This is a genomic window from Cupriavidus sp. WGlv3 (genome assembly GCF_023952475.1).
In the GTDB taxonomy this organism is placed as follows: domain Bacteria; phylum Pseudomonadota; class Gammaproteobacteria; order Burkholderiales; family Burkholderiaceae; genus Cupriavidus; species Cupriavidus phytorum.
In genome coordinates this window covers 12,641-30,855 of sequence record NZ_JALHRX010000006.1, presented here as the reverse complement: position 1 = coordinate 30,855, position 18,215 = coordinate 12,641, and the positions used below count along the sequence as shown (strand labels likewise).

At 63.3% G+C, this 18,215-nt stretch carries 13 protein-coding genes; 12 read left to right on the top strand and 1 reads right to left on the bottom strand.

Going from position 1 to position 18,215, the window contains the following annotated elements:
* Positions 1 to 127: 127 nt before the first annotated feature.
* From MKD38_RS12570 to MKD38_RS12515, 12 genes are all read left to right on the top strand, one after another.
* Positions 128 to 709, top strand: coding sequence for a tetratricopeptide repeat protein (locus MKD38_RS12570; protein ID WP_252677589.1), 582 nt, complete (start codon positions 128 to 130; stop codon positions 707 to 709).
* Between the two features lie 36 nt (positions 710 to 745).
* Positions 746 to 1,261, top strand: coding sequence for a type VI secretion system contractile sheath small subunit (gene tssB, locus MKD38_RS12565; protein ID WP_012355842.1), 516 nt, complete (start codon positions 746 to 748; stop codon positions 1,259 to 1,261).
* Complete coding sequence (gene tssC, locus MKD38_RS12560) at positions 1,254 to 2,744, top strand: type VI secretion system contractile sheath large subunit (RefSeq protein WP_252677241.1); 1,491 nt, start codon at positions 1,254 to 1,256, stop codon at positions 2,742 to 2,744. The genes tssB and tssC overlap by 8 nt, the downstream gene beginning before the upstream one ends.
* A gap of 94 nt (positions 2,745 to 2,838) precedes the next feature.
* Positions 2,839 to 3,342 (top strand): Hcp family type VI secretion system effector, encoded by a 504-nt coding sequence (locus MKD38_RS12555; RefSeq protein WP_115700237.1) that lies wholly within the window; start codon positions 2,839 to 2,841, stop codon positions 3,340 to 3,342.
* A gap of 60 nt (positions 3,343 to 3,402) precedes the next feature.
* Entirely contained in the window at positions 3,403 to 3,876 is a 474-nt protein-coding gene (gene tssE / locus MKD38_RS12550) for a type VI secretion system baseplate subunit TssE (protein WP_012355845.1), read from the top strand.
* 88 nt (positions 3,877 to 3,964) lie between these two features.
* Entirely contained in the window at positions 3,965 to 5,812 is a 1,848-nt protein-coding gene (gene tssF / locus MKD38_RS12545) for a type VI secretion system baseplate subunit TssF (RefSeq protein WP_252677239.1), read from the top strand.
* Positions 5,776 to 6,867: a type VI secretion system baseplate subunit TssG gene (tssG, locus tag MKD38_RS12540; protein WP_252677237.1), complete on the top strand. Its 1,092-nt coding sequence runs from the start codon at positions 5,776 to 5,778 to the stop codon at positions 6,865 to 6,867. The genes tssF and tssG overlap by 37 nt, the downstream gene beginning before the upstream one ends.
* 80 nt (positions 6,868 to 6,947) lie before the next feature.
* A complete protein-coding gene (gene tssH / locus MKD38_RS12535) occupies positions 6,948 to 9,677 on the top strand; it encodes a type VI secretion system ATPase TssH (protein WP_252677235.1) in 2,730 nt (909 codons plus the stop codon).
* A 40-nt stretch (positions 9,678 to 9,717) separates the two neighbouring features.
* Positions 9,718 to 12,513 (top strand): type VI secretion system Vgr family protein, encoded by a 2,796-nt coding sequence (locus tag MKD38_RS12530; protein WP_252677233.1) that lies wholly within the window; start codon positions 9,718 to 9,720, stop codon positions 12,511 to 12,513.
* A gap of 49 nt (positions 12,514 to 12,562) precedes the next feature.
* Positions 12,563 to 13,627 carry a DUF4123 domain-containing protein gene (locus MKD38_RS12525; protein ID WP_252677231.1) on the top strand — a complete coding sequence of 355 codons (1,065 nt, stop codon included), beginning with the start codon at positions 12,563 to 12,565 and terminating at the stop codon, positions 13,625 to 13,627.
* Positions 13,624 to 16,296, top strand: coding sequence for a T6SS effector BTH_I2691 family protein (locus MKD38_RS12520; protein ID WP_305882519.1), 2,673 nt, complete (start codon positions 13,624 to 13,626; stop codon positions 16,294 to 16,296). Before MKD38_RS12525 ends, MKD38_RS12520 begins: the two co-directional genes overlap by 4 nt.
* A gap of 26 nt (positions 16,297 to 16,322) precedes the next feature.
* Entirely contained in the window at positions 16,323 to 17,462 is a 1,140-nt protein-coding gene (locus MKD38_RS12515; protein WP_252677229.1) for a DUF6708 domain-containing protein, read from the top strand.
* A gap of 163 nt (positions 17,463 to 17,625) precedes the next feature.
* Here MKD38_RS12515 and MKD38_RS12510 read toward each other — a convergent pair whose 3' ends face one another.
* The gene (locus MKD38_RS12510; RefSeq protein WP_252677228.1) at positions 17,626 to 18,090 is read right to left on the bottom strand and encodes a hypothetical protein; all 465 of its coding nucleotides are present in this window, start codon (positions 18,088 to 18,090) and stop codon (positions 17,626 to 17,628) included.
* Positions 18,091 to 18,215 lie beyond the last annotated feature (125 nt).

Sequence of the window (18,215 nt, the reverse complement as noted above, 5' to 3'; positions counted from 1 at the left end):
TGGCACTTTTCCCAGACGGAATCCTGCCAGGGCCAGGCCCGAATCGCCCCGCCGCAATCTTGAACTTTCACAGAGACTCGCCGTGAACGACTACAAGCCCAAGTCAGGAATCCATCGCACCCTGGTGATGCTGGCCAGCACCGCCGTGCTGCTCGCCGGCTGCGCAACCTCCAACCCGGGGCCGCAGAGCGATGAGTCGTTCAAGCAGAGCATGTCCGAGGCCGAAGCGGCCCTGGCAAGCGGACAGCGCGAGCAGGCCATCAGCTTGTTCGAGCAGATCGCCAAGAACAACCCGACGCGCGAAGAACCGTGGTCGCGCATGGCGCAAATCGAGTTTGGTGCCGAGCACTATCCGCAGGCGATCGTCGCGGCCGAAGAAGCTTTGCAGCGCGACGCCACCGACCGCAAGGCCAAGAGCGTGCTGGCGGTCAGCGGTCTGCGCGTGGCGCGCCGCTCGCTGCAGGAACTGCGCGCCGACAGCGCCCTGGCTGGCGACGTCCGCTCCGACGCCCAATTGCTGGCCCAGATGCTGCGCGACACCCTGGGCGAGCAAGTGCTGTTCCCCCGCGACAAGAATGCCGCGCCCGTGGCCAAGCCGGTGCCGCGCCGCCGTGCCGCGCCGGCCAAGCCGACCGCCGCCGCGGCGCAGCCGGCACAGCCCGCGGCTGCGGGCGGCGGCAGCGCAGACCCGTTCGGCGCCCTGCGCTGATTCCCAGACCGGATTCCGCCAGATCGGAGAGTAGTGATGGCCAAGAAAGAAAGTGTCCAGAAGCGCCTGCAGAAGGTGCGTCCCCCGCGTGTGCAACTGACGTACGACGTCGAGAAGGGCGATGCCATCGAGCAGAAGGAACTGCCCTTTGTCGTGGGCGTGGTGGCTGACCTGTCGGGCCAGTCGGAAGTGGCGCAGCCCAAGCTGCGCGACCGCAAGTTCGTCAATATCGATCGCGACAACTTCGACGACGTGATGGCCGGCATCGAGCCGCGCGCGGCGTTCCAGGTGCCGAACACGCTTTCCGAGGAAGGCGGCAAGTTTGGCGTGGACCTGAAGTTCCATTCCCTCGAAGACTTCAATCCGGAAGCCGTGGTCGAGCAGATCGAGCCGCTGCGCAAGCTGCTTGAAGCCCGCTCCAAGCTGGCCGACCTGCGCAACAAACTGGCAGGCAACGACAAGCTGGAAGACCTGCTCTCGGAAGTGCTGACCAATACCGAGTCGCTGCAAAAGCTCGGTGCCAATGCCAGGAACGGTGGCGACGATGCTTGATAACCAGTCCGCTACAGTTGCCCAGCCCAGCGCGGCTGTCGGCACGTTGAACCTGCTCGACGAGATCGTCGAGCAAAGCAAGGTGGCAAAGTCGGATTCCGAGCATGCGCGCGCCAAGGACATCATCGGCGAGCTGGTCAGCCAGGTGCTGGACGGCACCGTGGTGGTGTCTGACAACCTGTCGGCGACGCTGGATGCGCGCGTGGCCGAACTGGATCGCCTGATCTCGGCCCAGCTCAGCGCCGTGATGCATGCGCCGGAGTTCCAGAAGCTGGAGAGCACGTGGCGCGGCCTGTCGTACCTGGTCAAGGAGACGCAGACCGGCACGATGATCAAGATCAAGGCCTTGAACGCGACCAAGCGCGACCTGGTGCGTGACTTCAAGACCGCCATCGACTTCGACCAGAGCGCGCTGTTCAAGAAGGTCTACGAAGAAGAGTTCGGCACCTTTGGCGGCGCACCGTTCGGCGCACTTATCGGCGACTACGAGATTACGCGCCAGCCCGAGGACGTGTATTTCATCGAGCAGATGTCGCACGTGGCCTCGGCCTCGCACGCACCGTTCATTGCGTCGGCGTCGCCCGAACTGCTCGGCCTGGAGACCTTCGCCGATCTCGGCAAGCCGCGCGATCTGGCCAAGGTCTTCGATACCGTCGAATATGCCAAGTGGAAGTCGTTCCGCGAATCCGAGGATTCGCGCTACGTTGGCCTGACCATGCCGCGCTTCCTGGGGCGCCTGCCGTACAACCCGAAGGACGGCACCACGGTCGAGGGCTTCAATTTCGTCGAGGACGTTGATGGCACCGACCATGGCAAGTACCTGTGGTGCAACGCCGCCTGGGCCTTCGGCGCGCGGCTGACCGCGGCCTTTGAGGATTTTGGCTGGTGCGCAGCCATCCGCGGCGTCGAAGGCGGCGGCCTGGTCGAGGACCTGCCGACCCATACCTTCAAGACCGACGACGGCGAGATCGCACTCAAGTGCCCCACCGAGATCGCTATCACCGACCGCCGCGAGAAGGAACTGAGCGACCTCGGCTTCATCCCGCTGGTGCACTGCAAGAACTCGGACTATGCCGCGTTCTTCGCCGCCCAGTCGGTGCAGAAGCCGAAGAAGTACAACACCGACAGCGCCAACGCCAATGCCGTGCTGTCGGCTCAGCTGCAGTACATCTTCTCGGTGTCGCGCGTGGCGCATTACCTGAAGGCCATGATGCGCGACAAGATCGGCAGCTTTGCTTCAGCGCAGAACGTGGAGAGCTTCCTGAACCGCTGGATCTCCCAATACGTTCTGCTGGACGATAACGCCAGCCAGGAGCAGAAGGCTCAGTTCCCCCTGCGGGAAGCCTCGATCCAGGTGTCGGAGGTACCGGGCAAGCCGGGCACCTACCGCTCCGTCGCCTTCCTGCGCCCGCACTTCCAGCTTGATGAACTTTCGATCTCGCTGCGGCTGGTTGCGGATTTGCCGAAAGCGGCAAACTCCTGACCGCGATCCCTGCGGGGGAATGCGGGCGCAGTACCTAGCAATGCCAGGAAACTGGCAAGAAGCCTAAATAGCGATTTTCATCGAGGGTCTTTCCATGAAGGATATCTACGTCAAGTTCGGCAGCCCGGCAATCAAGGGCGAATCGCAAGACAAGGACCACAAGGACTGGATCGAGGTCAACACCTGGAAGCACAGCATCACGCAGCCGCGTTCGGCTACCGCGTCCACCGCGGGCGGCCATACCGCCGAGCGCTGCGAACATGGCGAGATGGTGTTCACCAAGGATCTGGACGTGGTCAGCCCGCTGCTGTACCAGCACGTGTCGGGTGGCACCACGTTCGACGAGGTCACCATCGACTTCCTGCGTGCCGACGGTGAAGGCAAGCGGGTCAAGTACCTGGAAATCAAGCTGAAGAACGCCATCCTGGGCGCGGTGGCGGCCAACGTGGTTGCCGAGGGCATTCCGAGCGACAGCTTCACGCTGAAGTACGCTGCCGTGCAGTGGAAGTACACGCAGCAGAAGATCGGTGGCAACCAGGGCGGCAACTCGCAGGGCGCCTGGAGCCTGACCAAGAACGACAAGACCTACTCGGTTTGACGTTCCTGCAGTCAAGCCTTGCCGCGGCAGCGTTGCCGCGGCATTTGCTTGTTCGCTCCCATGAAAGGCTTTGAGCCCAGCCTGCTCGACAAGCTCTTCGACGACGAGCCGCACGCGCCGCTGCCCAGCGCGCTGCGGCAATTGTCGCTGGAGGAGCTGAAGGCAACGGTTGCCCGCGACATCGAGTCGCTGCTGAACACGCGCATCGTCCATGAGGATGCCGATTTCAACGGCTTGCCCGAATGCCGGCGGTCGCTGCTGACCTATGGGCTCAATGACTTCGCGGGGCTGAGCCTGGCCAGCTTCGATGACCGCCAGTACATCTGCCAGTCGTTGCGCAATGCGATCGAGCGCCATGAGCCGCGCTTGCAGAACGTCAACGTCGCGCTGTCGGTCAACGAGCGGGCCACCAGCGTGCTGTGCTTTGGCATCAGCGCGGTGCTGCTGGTGGGGCCAGCGCGCGAGCCGGTCAGCTTCGATGCCATGTTGCAGCCATCGACGCTGCAGTACTCGGTCACCCGAGGGCGGGGCTGAAGCGCGGCGGCGCGTCAGGTTGGCCGTCGGAGCCACGGACCTCATCGCTGCGTACCCGCCTTACTAGTGTCACCACCGGCCACACAGAATGGAAGACTTGCTGCCATATTACGAACGCGAACTGGCCTTTCTGCGCCGGTATTCGCGCGACTTTGCCGAGCGCTATCCCAAGATTGCGGCGCGCCTGGCAATGTCGGCCGATGGCTGCGACGACCCCCACGTCGAGCGAATGATCGAATCGTTCGCCTTCCTGTCCGCGCGCATCAGCAAGAAGCTCGACGACGAGTACCCCGAATTCACCGAGGCGCTGCTGGAGGTGCTGTACCCGCACTACCTGAGCCCGTTTCCGTCCTGTTCGATTGCGCATTTCGACGTGGCCGGCATGGCCGCGCAGTTGAGCGCGCCGGTCACGGTGCCGCGCGGCACGTTGCTGACGACGCGCCCGGTGCGCAAGGTGGAGTGCCGTTTCCGAACCGCCTATGACGTGACCTTTCTGCCGTTGCGGGTTGCCGCGGCCGGCTTTGAGCGGGCGGTGTCCGCGCCGTCGACGGTCAACCTGCCCAAGGGCGCCACGGGCGCGATTTCGATCGAACTGGAGTACCTGGGCGAGCAGGGCGGCTTCGATGGGCTGGGCCGCCAGGCGGTACGTGTGTACCTGGACGGCGAGCCGTCATTCGTGGCGGCCCTGGGCGACGCACTGTTCCTGCACGTGGCCGCGGCGTATGTGGAAGAGCGCGCCGGTGTGTGGAAGCGCCTGCACCGGGTGCCGCTGCGCGAAGTGGGTTTCGGCGCGGACGAGGCGCTGATTGACACACCCGCGCGCTCGCATCCGGCATACCGCCTGCTGAGCGAGCATTTTGGCTTTGCCGAGAAATTCAACTTCTTCGATCTCGACCTGGATCCGGTTCAGCGGGCGCTGTTGCCCGGTGGCCCCGTGCGCCGCGTGACACTGCACCTGGTACTGACCGAAGTGCGCAGCGACAGCAACACCGCACGCCTGCTTGAAGGGCTTGGCGCGGCTCACCTGCGCCTGCACTGCACGCCGGTGGTGAACCTGTTCCGTCAAAAGGCCGACCCGATCCGCATCGAGCATACCGCCACCGCTTATCCGGTGGTGGCCGACAGCCGCCGCGCGCATGGTTTCGAGATCTATTCGATCGACCAGGTGCAACTGGTGCGTGAAACCGCCGCCAGTCACGATGTGGTGGAGTTCCGGCCGTTCTACTCTCTGCACCACGGCGAAGATCCGGGCAGCGCCGGCCACTACTGGATCGCCCGCCGCAATGCCCTGGTAGCGGAACGCAGCCCGGGCTTCGAGACCGAAATCTCCATCGTCGATTCGGACTTCGATCCCGCCAGCCCACGCACGGAAACGCTGAGCCTGAGCGTGACCTGCACCAACCGGGACCTGCCCGCGCTGCTGGCGTTCGGGCAGCCCGATGGCGACCTGACCATGGAGGGTAGCTCGATCGCTCGCCGCATCAGCTTCCTGCGCAAGCCGACGCCGTCGATGCGGCTGAGCAGCGGTCGCTCGTCGCAGTGGCGGCTGGTTTCGCTGCTGGCGCTGAATCACCTGTCCCTGGTGCAGAACGGCCTGGCCACGCTCAAGGAGATGCTGCGCCTGCATGACCTGCCGCGCAGCGCAATCTCGGCGCGGCAGATAGAAGGCATCGTCGGCCTCGACTACAAGCCGACGACGCAGTGGCTGGCCGGCAAGCCGTTCGCCACCTTTGTGCGCGGGCTCGAGATCCAGCTGACGCTGGACGAGGATGCCTTCGTCGGCACCGGCCTGCATCGCTTTATCCGGGTCATGGATCACTTCTTTGGCCTCTATGTCCACCTGAACAGCTTTGTGCAGCTGGTCGCGGTATCGCGCCGCGGCGGCAAGGAACTGGCAAGATGCGCACCCCGCAGCGGCGAATCGATCCTGGTGTAATCCGCACGCTGCTGCGGCAACCCTACCGCTACGAGTTCTTCCAGGCGGTGCGGTTGCTCGAGCTCCACTATGCGCGCGAAGGTGCCGGCACACCTGAGCAGGTGCTGGCCACGCGCGTCGCCTTCCGCAATACCCTGTCGCTGTCATTCCCGCCGAGCGAGCTGCAGTCCATCGAGGCCTCAACCGCGCTGAATGGTGAACTGGATAGCGATGCGGCCTTTGCGCAGGCCCTGGCCGATGGTGCGCTGGACCAGGTGTCGATCACGCCCACCTTCTTCGGGATGCTGGGGGCGCAGGGCGCGTTGCCGCTGCACTACACCGAAATCGTGGCGGAGCGCGAAACCCTGCGCCGCGACCGCGCCGCACGCGCCTTCTTCGATATCTTTTCCAATCGCGCGACGGCGCTGTTCTACCAGGCGTGGAAAAAGTACCGGCTGCCGTTCCAGCACGAAGTCGACCGCAACCGGCACTACCTGCCACTGCTGCTGTCGCTGGCCGGCATGGCCGACAAGTCCATGCGGCGCGGCCTGTCAGCCACGGCAGGGGTCGTGCATGACGAAGCGCTGGCCGGGTATGCCACCGCCGCGCGCCACCGGCCGGTATCGGCCGCTTATTTGCAGCAGGTGCTGTCCGACTACTTCCAGGCTGAAGTCCGCGTGGAGCAGTTCGTCGGCGGCTGGTACCAGGTGCCGCCGTCACAGTATTCGCGGCTTGGCGGCACCAACAACCTGTTGGGTGCCACCGCCCTTGCCGGGGCCCGCGTCTGGCAGCGGGACCTGCGCGTGCGGATCTGGATGGGGCCGCTGGGCCGCGAACAGTATCGCAACTTCCTGCCGGGTGCCGAAGGCGCCCTGGCCTTGCGCAAGATGGTGACGGTGCTGTGCGGTGCGACGCTGGAGTACGAAGTCGGCTTGATCTTGCGCGCCAGCGACGTGTCCGGCTGCGCGCTCGGCGCCGAAGGTAGCGGCAGGCTTGGCTGGGATACTTTCCTCAGCACCAGGCCCGCGCGCCAGGACCGCAGCGATGCGCGCTACACGCTTGCGCCCGTGCATTGAGTACAGCTTTGCTTTCGTCCCGATTTCGCTACTAACGCGCGCCACCAACGCGATTCACACCTACCGGAGCCCAAGCCGCCATGGCCATTCCCCTCAAGACGTTGATCGCCAAACTGAATGCAAGCTGCCGGCAGGCCGCGGAGCGCGCCGCGTCGCTGTGCATGGCGCGCGGCAACTATGAGGTCGACCTGGAGCACCTGTTCCTGGCGTTGCTGGAGAACGCGCGCAGCGATTTCTCGGTGGCCGTGCGCGCCAGCGGCATCGATCCTTCGGCGCTGCAGCGCGACCTGGAAGCGGAAATCGCGCGCTTCAAGGATGGCAACACGCGCACGCCGGCCTTTTCGCCTTATCTGCCGAAGCTGTTCGAACATGCGTGGCTGATTGCGTCGCTCGACTCCCAGACCACCCGCATCCGATCCGGCCACCTGCTGCTGGCCTTGCTGACGGAGCCGGCGCTGGCGCCGCTGGCGGTACGCGGCTCGCATCGCTTTGCCGAGTTCGATGCGGATCGCCTCAAGCATGATTTCGACAAGCTGACCGCCGGTTCCGAGGAGCGGGAACAGGCGGTGGACATCGCCGATGGCAGCGGGACCACGGCAAGCGCCGGCGGTGCCACGGCGGCGCCCGCGCTGACCGCGACGCCGGCGCTCGGCCAGTTCACCGTCGACCTGACCCAGTCGGCGCGCGATGGCCGCATCGATCCGGTGATCGGGCGCGATGCCGAGATCCGCCAGGTCATCGACATCCTGATGCGGCGCCGGCAGAACAACCCGATCCTGACCGGCGAGGCCGGCGTCGGCAAGACCGCGGTGGTCGAAGGCCTTGCGCAGCGTATTGCGTTGGGCGACGTGCCGCCGCCGTTGCAGGGCGTGACCGTGCGTACGCTCGACATGGGGCTGCTGCAGGCGGGTGCCAGCGTGAAAGGCGAATTCGAGAATCGCCTGAAGAACGTGATCGAGGAAGTCCGCAAAAGCCCGCAGCCCATCATCCTGTTTATCGACGAAGCCCATACCATCATCGGCGCGGGCGGCCAGGCCGGACAGAACGATGCCGCCAACCTGCTCAAGCCGGCGCTCGCGCGCGGCGAGCTGCGAACCATCGCCGCGACCACCTGGAGCGAGTACAAGAAGTACTTCGAGAAGGACGCCGCCCTGGCGCGGCGCTTCCAGGTGGTCAAGGTCGACGAGCCCAGTGAGACGCTGGCCGTGGCGATGCTGCGCGGCATGGTCCCGCTGATGGAGCGCCATTTCGGCGTGCGCGTGCTGGACGAAGCCATCACCGAGGCGGTGCGCCTGTCGCATCGCTACATCAGCGGTCGCCAGCTGCCGGACAAGGCGGTCAGCGTGCTCGATACCGCTTGCGCCAAGGTGGCGCTGGGGCAGAACGCCACGCCAGGCGCGATCGAGGACGATCGCAAGGCGCTTGAGCGCCTGGCCGTGGAGCTGGCCGCGTTGCAGCGCGAGCAACGCGCCGGCGCCGCGCACGCGGAGCGTCTGGCAACGCTGGAAGCACAGCGCGCCGAACTGGAACAACGCGTGGCCGCCGCCGATGCGCGCCTGGCGCAGGAGCGCGAGCTGGTGGCGCGCATCCAGTCACTGCGCACGGCACGAGAGCAGGGCAACGATGCGGAGACGGAAGCAGCCGCGCCGGCCATGGCCGCCAACAGCGATGTGGTGGCAATGCCGCGCAAGGCCAGCCGCAAGGCAGCCGCTGCGGCTGCGGAACCCGACGAACTCGACCAGCTGCTGGCGGAACTTCGTGCGCTCCAGGGTGAAGCGCCGATGGTGCCGTTGCAGGTGGACGGGCACGTGGTTTCGGAGATCGTATCGGCATGGACCGGGATTCCCCTTGGCCGCATGGTCAAGGATGAGCTGCGCACGGTGCTGAACCTGAAGCCCTTGCTGGCCGCGCGCGTGATCGGCCAGGACCATGCGCTGGATGCAATCGCCCAGCGCGTGCGCACCGCCACCGCGAACCTGGAAGATCCCAACAAGCCGCGCGGCGTGTTCCTGTTCGCCGGCCCGTCCGGCGTGGGCAAGACCGAAACCGCGCTGGCGCTGGCAGACATCCTCTACGGTGGCGAACGCAAGCTCATCACCATCAATATGAGCGAGTATCAGGAAGCGCACAGCGTGTCGGGGCTGAAGGGATCGCCGCCGGGATATGTCGGTTACGGGGAGGGCGGCGTGCTGACCGAGGCCGTGCGCCGCAACCCCTACAGCGTGGTGCTGCTGGACGAGATCGAGAAAGCCCACCCGGATGTGCTGGAGATGTTCTTCCAGGTGTTCGACAAGGGCGAGATGGACGATGCCGAAGGGCGGCCCATCGACTTCCGCAACACCATCATCATCCTGACGTCGAATGTCGGCTCGTCGGCGATCATGCAGGCCTGCCTGAACAAGCCCGCAGAGGAACTGCCTGACGCCGACGCCCTGGCCGAGATGCTGCGACCGACACTGTACAAGGCCTTCAAGCCGGCCTTCCTGGGGCGTACCAAGGTAGTGCCGTACTACCCGATTCCGGACGACGTGCTGGTGGAGATCATCACGCTCAAGCTCGGTCGCATCCGCGACCGTGTGGCCGCCAACCACCAGGCGGATTTCCAGTGGGACAACGCGCTGGTCGAGGCGGTGCTGGCGCGCTGCACCGAAGTCGATGCCGGTGCGCGTGCGGTCGACCATATCCTGAACGGGACGCTGCTTCCGGAGATCGCGCAAACCGTGCTGGTGCGCATGGCAGAGGGCGGCGGTGTCGACAAGATCAAGGTCACCACGGGCAAGAACGGTGAGTTCAAGTACCGCATCAGCTGATATCGGCATGCGCAGACTCGTGACATCGCGGGAGTAATTCATGGTTTCAGCGACCGACCTGGCCAAACTGCTTGGCGCCGCTTTCTCGCAGGCCAACCGCTTGCTGCGCCTGCAGACGCCCCTTGGGCAAGACGCGCTGATGCCGGAGCAGCTGCAGGCGGCAGAGCAGCTGGACGGCGGCGGGTTCCGCATCGAACTGACGGCGGTGTCGGATAACGCCGGCATCGAGGCGCAAAGCCTGCTGGGCCAGGCCGTGCGCATCGACCTGCTGACCCAGCGCAGCCGCACCACGCTGCGGCCCTTCCATGGCCACGTCACGCGCTTCGAGCGCGTGGGCGCCAATGGTGGGCTGGCGCGCTATCGGATGGTGGTGGAACCCTGGCTGGCCTTCCTGCGCCACCGCCGCGACAGCTTCCTGTTCCAGGACATGTCGGTGGTCGACGTGGTGGACAGCGTGTTCGGCGACTACAACGGCCAGGGCAAGCTGGTGCCGGCGTGGCGCTGGGCGCTGCGCGACGCCTCGGCCTATCCGCGCCGCAGCATCGTCACGCAGTATGAAGAGAGCGACTTCGATTTCGTGACGCGCCTGCTCGCCGAAGAAGGCTTGTTCTACTACTTTGAACATGAAGCCGCCGACGGCGAGGCACTCGGCACGCACCGCATGGTGATTGCCGATGCGAACGATGTCTTCCAGGACAACGAACAGGACAGCATCCGCTTCGGCCGCGCCGATGCCACCGCTGCCGAAGACGTGATCGACCGCTGGCAAGGCTCGCGCAGGCTGCAGACCAATGCCGTGGCCGTCGCCAGCTGGGACTATCGCGCCAAGGCGGTGCGCAGCGCCGAAGCCGGTGCGCCGGCCGAGGGCAATTCCGCTGCCCCGGCCCTGCAGGACACCGACTATCCCGGCCAATACTGGTTCGAAGACGGCGACCAGGCGCAGCGCCATGCACGGCAACTGGTGGAGGCGCTGGAAGTCCGACGCCTGTCGTTCTCTGGCGAGGGCAGCGTACGCACGCTGGCGCCCGCCAGCCGCTTCATGCTGACCGGCCATTACGACTACGAGCGCGTGCAAGGAGACGACGAGCGCCGCTTTGTCGTCCTGGCGGTGGCGCATGCGGCCCGCAACAACCTGAACGAGCGCTTCCGCGGCGTCATCGATCAATTGCTCGGGACAGGCCAGCCTGCTGCGGCGCCAGCCGAAAGTACGTCGGCCGCCGCGGACGTGCCGTTCTACCGCAACCAATTTACGGTAGTGCCGGCAAAGCTTCCATACCGCCCGCAGCAGCTTGACGGACAAGGCCGGCAACTACACCCGCGACCCACCGTCACCGGCGCACAGACCGCCATCGTCATCGGCACCGGCGGTCCCGTGCATACCGACCGCGACCATCGGGTAAAGGTCCAGTTCCACTGGCAACGCGGCGACCGCTCGGCCAGCCGGCTGGCTCATCCCGCGGGCGACGACGACGCCCGCGCCGAAGCCGGTTTGGGCACCTGGGTGCGCGTAGCGACCCCGGTTGCTGGCGCGAACTGGGGCGGCGTGGCACTGCCGCGTGTCGGCCAGGAAGTGGTCGTGGAATTCCAGCACGGCGACATCGACCGCCCGGTCGTGATCGGCGCCGCCTACAACGGCCGCGGCCAGGCCAGCGCCCAGTACAACCAGAACCAGACTGGCGCTGCCAACGCTACCGGCAACGCACCAGCGTGGTTCGCCGGCAGCAACGAGACCGCCGATGGCAAACAGGACGGCAACGGCAACCCGGACGGCCAGCAAGGCCACGCCCATAATGCGGTGCTGTCCGGCATCAAGACCCAGGCCCTTGGCCACAGCCAGGACGGCACCGGCGGTTACAACCAGCTCGTCTTCGACGATACCTCGGGACAAAGCCGCACCCTGCTATCCACCACGCAAGCGGCCTCGGCCCTGACGCTGGGCCACCACCTTGAACAACGCGACAACGCTCGCCAGTCAGCCCTGGGCCACGGCGCCGCGCTGGAAACGGCAGACAGCGGCGCCTTGCGAGGCGGCGCTGGCATGCTGCTGACCGCGCACGGCGCCGGCACAAGCGTGCCCTTGCTCGACAGCGAGGGCGCTGCAACGCAGGTGCAAGCCAGCACCGAACTGCTGACCTCACTGGCCGATGTCGCGCGCAAGCAGAAGGCAGATTTGCCGGACGAACCGCCTCCAGCCGAACTCCCGGCCATCGCCCAGTTGAGGCACACCACCGAAGTGCTGCGCCATACGGAAACAGGGCCCGATGGCAAGGCCAGCGCCACTGCCTATAACGAGCCCCACCTGCAGGTGTCAGCACCCAAGGGCATTGCCGCAACCACGCCCGCCGATGCGGTGCTGGTCGCGGGTACGCAGCTGACGGTGGCGGCGCAAAAGGATGCCAATGTGGCCGCGGGGGGGAATTTTTCGGTGGCGGTGGCGGATGGGCTGAGTCTGTTTACGCATGGGAAGGCTGGGGGTAAGTCCGCAGCGGGGATTGCCATGCATGCGGCGAGCGGGAAGGTGGGTGTTGCCAGCTTGCAGGGGCAGGGACGCATTGCCGCCGAAAAGCTGGTGACGGTGTCCTCGTCCCAGGGAGCGGTCAATGTGCAAGCGAAGGAGCACGTGCTGTTGAATGCGGCTGGGGCGCAGATCCGGGTGCTTGGGAACACGATTGAGGTGCATGCGCCGGGGACGACTACGTTTAAGGGGGCGCAGCATTTGTTTGTGGGGCCGGGGGGTGGTGGGGCGCAGGCGGGATTGCCGAAGGGGACAATGAAGGGATGTGATATCCAGGAAGGTGAGGCCGCTAATCTTGGCTTGGCTTCAGTTTCTCGATAATTGCGTGCACGCTGATCAAAAAACACTACCGGTTACCAACCCAGTACTCATGCAATCCGACCTCGCACAGCCTGGAACCTCGTTGTACTTGCAGACGCTTGCCCTGGTACGCGCATTCGCCGGACATTGCGAAGCACGAGCGAACGATGACAGCAGTGAGGCACCGATTGCGTGGTTCTTGCTCGACAGCTGGCTAGACAATCCCACGGCCGAAGCTCTCGAGGTTGACTTCCCGGAGCATGCAGATGCCAGGGTTGCTGTGCCCGATCCATTTTTCGAAGGTAGAGAAAATAGCGCGCCGTGCCTGGTTCCTGTGCCGCGAACCATGCAGTGCGAAGTGCCCGACTCACTCGCCGAAGCCAAGGCACAGCACTGGCTGACGAGCCAGCTGGCAATGGCTTGGTTCGCCGCGAGGCAGCGGATGGTTCCGCAGCCGTTCTGTGGTTTGCTACTGAGCCGCGTTTCTGGCCATGCCACCGCAGCGCATTTGCTCAGGCTGGGTTTCCAGATGCGGCGCAAGGAAGAGGCCGCGCGTCTGTTCCGCTATCACGATCCGCGCGTTATGCAGCGTGTCTGGAATCACCTTTCCACGGCGCAACAAACCGCTTGGATGGGGCCGATCGACACTTGGTGGTCATTGGTGCAGCCGTGGGAGCCATGGGAGCCCGATGAACTGATAGACGGGATCCCGCCAGTAATCGCTGTGCCGGCGTGGCAAAAAATCGTCAGGCCGCACACGGCGTCGGCTGAATACGCCATGTGCTCTAGCCACCTGCTCGATGACCGGCAATGGTCTTGGGCCGATGCGACCCCTATCGCAGGGAAGGTATGGCAGTCGCTGGCAGCCGATGGGGTCGACGTAGCGCTGCAACCGGATGGACCGACGATGAATCGCATGCTGGCGCAAGGAATCGCTGTGGGTCTGACTGGCAAGAACCTTGAGGTCTTTGTGAAAGAGAGCTGGCAGGCTCGCACAGGATCCGCGCCGCTGAATTGGGATCAACCAGAACTGCGTGAAAACCTGGCGGCAATCCTGCAGCGGATGGAGGCGGACCCTCAAGCATCGTTTGGCGGTCTGCTTCGTGAGTCAGTACTGGAGAGGATTACCCCATGAGCGCTAGTCAGCCTTGCAAGACGCCGTGTTCCAATTGCTCTCGTACAGGGTTGCCGGTCCTGTTTGGTCGGTATGGTGTCGCCTACCATTCGCAGACTTCCGCGATGGATCTGTTGCGTCGCTATACGCCAAAGGGTCAGCTGCAAGCTAGACCGGGAGGCATTAAGCTGGATACCGCCGTCTACAATTTGCGGATGCTGCGTGCGGGCTACTTGTATTTGTGCATAGATCGAGCAGGCGGCAAGGAATGGGAGGGCTATGCCGTACATCCACAAGGATTTCTGAACAAGTTCGACGTCATGCTACCCGCCACGGCGAGGGTAAAAATCGCATGCGCCCGCGGGCCACGCCAGGCAAACAATAGTTTGGTCTGGATCGACAAGCCAAGCGAGGTCACGAGAGTCTGGTACATGTTTCATCCGGATCTACTGGATCCCAGGCACCTCAAGCGCGAGGTAGAGCCGAAGCTTGATACTTACATGCAGAGCTTCGACGCAAAGGGCTGGTTCTCAGGTAACCATGCGCAGAAGGACACTGCGGAGCCAGAGAAGTTGTACGCGGATATGCTGGACTACGGAGCGTTTTCCAACAAACTAGAAGTCCGCGATGCGTGCGAACCGCTGCTGTACGGGCTGATGGGCAGCAATGCAAAAGAGCGAGGCTGGGGCGACTATCTGGAAGACGTGGAGATGCCCGTCTATTCGATCGACTCCGTCAATACCGGAGCGACGGAAACCGTGGCCATGACCGTCAAGCAGCCAACCTATGGCTTAGCACATGCGACCCGGCTACTGGCCACGCGTGAAATGCTGATGTCTGGGAAAGGAGCGGTCGTTGCTTGCGAAGACCCGCTCGGGATTACACAGGAGCTCGGGCATTTACAGGCCGAAGCTCAAGTGGCGTACACCGCCTGGCAGGCTAGGAGCGCGAATGGCCTCCACGAGAGCATCAATAATGAGTGGGTGTGCCAGACCGCAGTCGCAGCCCAGAGCCTCCGAAAGTTAATTAAGGACGGTACCGTGGCTCGCACCGAGGCCGATATCAAACAACGCATGGAGGTCATTCGGCGTATGCCGCCGATGATCTATCCTGACGAAGCAACGCGGCGGCAACAACAGGAAATGATGTTGCGTCGACGCGAGGAACAGTTGGCACGCGATCGGGCGCGCGCAGCAGCTGCCGGAGAAGAAGAATTCGCCAAGTACTATGACGAGGCTAAGGGGAAGGAGATCCTTGAGGAGCAGCGCCGGCAAGTTGATCTGGACGCGCAGCGTCGATCCAAGCTCGGTCAGGACCAAGTCGCTTGGTTAAACAGCCAGGCGTTGCTTACAGCTGCAAATTGCTACAGTGGAACTGATGACCGGATCGGTTCTCCTGGCGGCGGTGCTTCCCTATCAAAGCAACTCGCCCAAGCGCTTGCGGGGACGGAGAGCAACCGGGCCGGCCACGCATGGATCAAGAACGCACAGCTGGTCGATGGAAAGCCGTTGTCTTTGGTGTTAACGCGCGGGAATGCCAAGTTGAAGGCCGCTATGCAAGCGATCATGGACGAGAGTGGTGCAACGCTCCCGGCCGTCGACCCGACCACCCCGCTGGCGGATAAGGTAGCCAACCTGCTCAAGCCTTTTGGAGCACGTGTTGCGCTTGGTGATAAGGCTTTAGCCTTCCTTGATGAGTTTCCGTCTATCAGTCAGAGCGACAGACTGCAGAAGTTGGCGTGGCCGGCGCATGTGGCCAGCCTGATGAGTGTGAAGATGGTGCAGACCGTGCAGGGGATGCCTGTGGCGCGGGCCGAAGCGGCACTAACGCGCCTTCTTTCGCTGACCGCAGTCGCGACGGTAGGCAGCACTGCGGATCGTTACGCAGTACAGTTGGCGCGCGCAGACCAGGATCGGTTAAGGAATGCGACCAACGCCGCAACGGTGCGAGTCCGAAGAGGACTTTCGGCGAACGCCGCAAAGGCGGTTCCCAACGTACGCGCCTCGGCGCTGGCGGGTGTGTTGGACGTTGCACAAGGTATCATCAAAGGGGTTCAGTTTGGCGCAAAATTGGATGCTCGAAGCGGGACCGACATGGTCGGTGGCATCTTGCAAGGCATTGGCAGCGTCATGGATTGGCGGGCCAAGGCATATGAGGAAACGATCTATAAGAGTGTCAAGGCTCACGACTTGTTCACGGCGCCAGGAATGCGTAGTACGTTCGAGGGCCTGCAACTACGGCATCTCAAATCCCTGCGTGTAACGGCATTCAAGTTCTTAGCTCCCGCCGCGGTAATCTCCATGGTTCTGGACTCTATGGATGCAATCAAGTCGGCGCAGCGGCAGGAATATGGGTTGATGTTGGCGCAAATTGTCAGTGCTGTCGGAACCCTTTTCACCATAGCGGGGTCCGGAGCAAGTATCGTGGCGCTTATGACTGGCGGCGCGGCAGCCGGCATATCGGCTGGTTGGGCGGCCGCAGCTGCAGTATTCGGATTGATTGGTGCTGTGATTGCTGTGGTCGCCATCATTGCCATTTGGGCACTGAGCGATGAGCCGTGGGTAAACTGGCTGCAGGACAATCCGTTGAACAAATTGCGCAACAGGGACCGTAAAGCACCTATTCACGATAATTTAAAGGACACCTTGCAGCAACTGGCGAATGCCCAAGCCGAATTGCAGGGCGGATAAGCAGGAAAGGACTTTTAAGGATTTTTATGTTCGGTCGTGAATACGAATACGCACGCGCCAAGCGCCGATCCGTCGCAGAAAGCCGGGGACTATTGAACATCAACGGGCAGCGTCGTTGGCGCGTCAATGAAAGCGGCGCTGCAGAGGGCGTGTTCGTCCCTGGCCGTTGCATCTATGCGCAGAACGATGCTTACCTGGAACTCGCCAACCCTGGTTTCGGCGTGCAAAGCATGGTGACGTCCTGGGCGCTGCTGGTACTACTTGGTTGTTTGTTCACGCTTTGGATTTGGTATGGCCTAGCCCTTCACCCTCTGCTGTTTGGTAGGGTGTTTTTCCTCGGCTGGAGCGAACCCTATGAATCGGCGATGCTTCCGTTGGTGATCGGCGGCTGGACGGTCATGTTGTTGTTTGTGGCTGGTTTCGTGTTTCTCGTCTGCATGATGTTCGTTGGCCTGGGTGCGCGTACAGCATTCTTCAGCCCGTTGCGCGGGCGTGTCCGGTTCAACCGCAAGACTCGCCAGGTTTACGTATTACGCCCCGGCTATTGTGGCGGCGACAAGGTGTTCGCATGGGATCGACTAGAGGCCGTGCTGAAGCCTTTCCCCGCGCGCATGGAGCCAAAAATAGTCCGCTACAAGCAGGCACAGCCACTGGTTCTTTACCACCCGCCATTCAATGCAGACGATGGTGCAGCCGAAGGCGAGGACGTCATTTTTGTCGAATCGGCGACAAGCGCGTACTACCCGGAAGGAGTCGCAGGCCTGTGGGAGTACATTCGCCAATATATGGAAGAAGGCCCTTCGATCGATGTGATACCACCCAATGCCCCGACGTCGTTCAGACAGGTGCCGCGCTATCTGCCACCTGCCTACAGCACTTATTGCGGCATGCCAAGCGCAGCACAATGCAGGTTGGAGATGGAAGTGTCATTCTATCTGCCCCTGTACATGTTTCTGGCGCAATCCACTTGCTATTGGCCGCGATTCCCGAAGGTTTGGGAGAGCGATTCTGGCATTGGAGAGCCAGAGGAGAGGCCCGTGCAGGCAGGCGCTGTGATGACTGCAATGGTGTATCGCGCCAAGGGCAAGCTGGCTAAGGCCGATGAGGTGGACTTCATGATGCGCTGGGGAACCGCCGAAGGTCTCAACGACGCGATGGCGCGATAAGCCCTATGCCGGTAACGCCAAGAGCGGCGGCCTGATGAAGACGAGGAGTAGCTGGCACACCGCGAACAGGCTGTAAAGATGGCTCGGGAACGCGATGCCGAGTGCGGGGAGCGGCTTAGCCGCTGCTTGATCCGATCGGCACAAGTCATCAGCGGCAGAGCAGCTACATGCCCCCGCGCATACCGGACAGCGCCGCACTGACGAATATGACCCACGATAGGATGGCGCCGACAGGCAACGATATGGCGGCACTGCCCAGGCTCATAACCGCGAGCCACCGATCGCCGCGCAGCGCTGCAATAGCTGCAACGGGCAGCGTTGCGGCTGCCACGGCTGCTGGAGTCACGATCCTGGCCAGTGAAGGCTGGTTTCCGCCAACGATAAGCGCAACGAATGCACTCACCAGTACCAGCAGCAAATGAAGCAGAATGAACCTGGCCCGCTCACTTCGAAGCTTCCGGATCCACAGTCCAATGTATGCGGGGTAGGTCACGACGCCGCCAAACGCCAACAGTTCCACATTTCTAAACCTGGATTGCGAGACTAGTTCATACACTGCCACGGGAATGAGTAAAACGATCAGGACCAGCGTGGCATGTAGTAACAGGTTTCTAAGCAGACTTTTCATTGGCGGAAGCGCGGACCATCGGCAATGGTGATTTTGCGGATCTGGACCGCACAAGGCGGAATATTGAATCCAGCAGAGTGTACGTCGCAAATGCCTGCTCTGGGCACCACGCCCATGGCCTTACC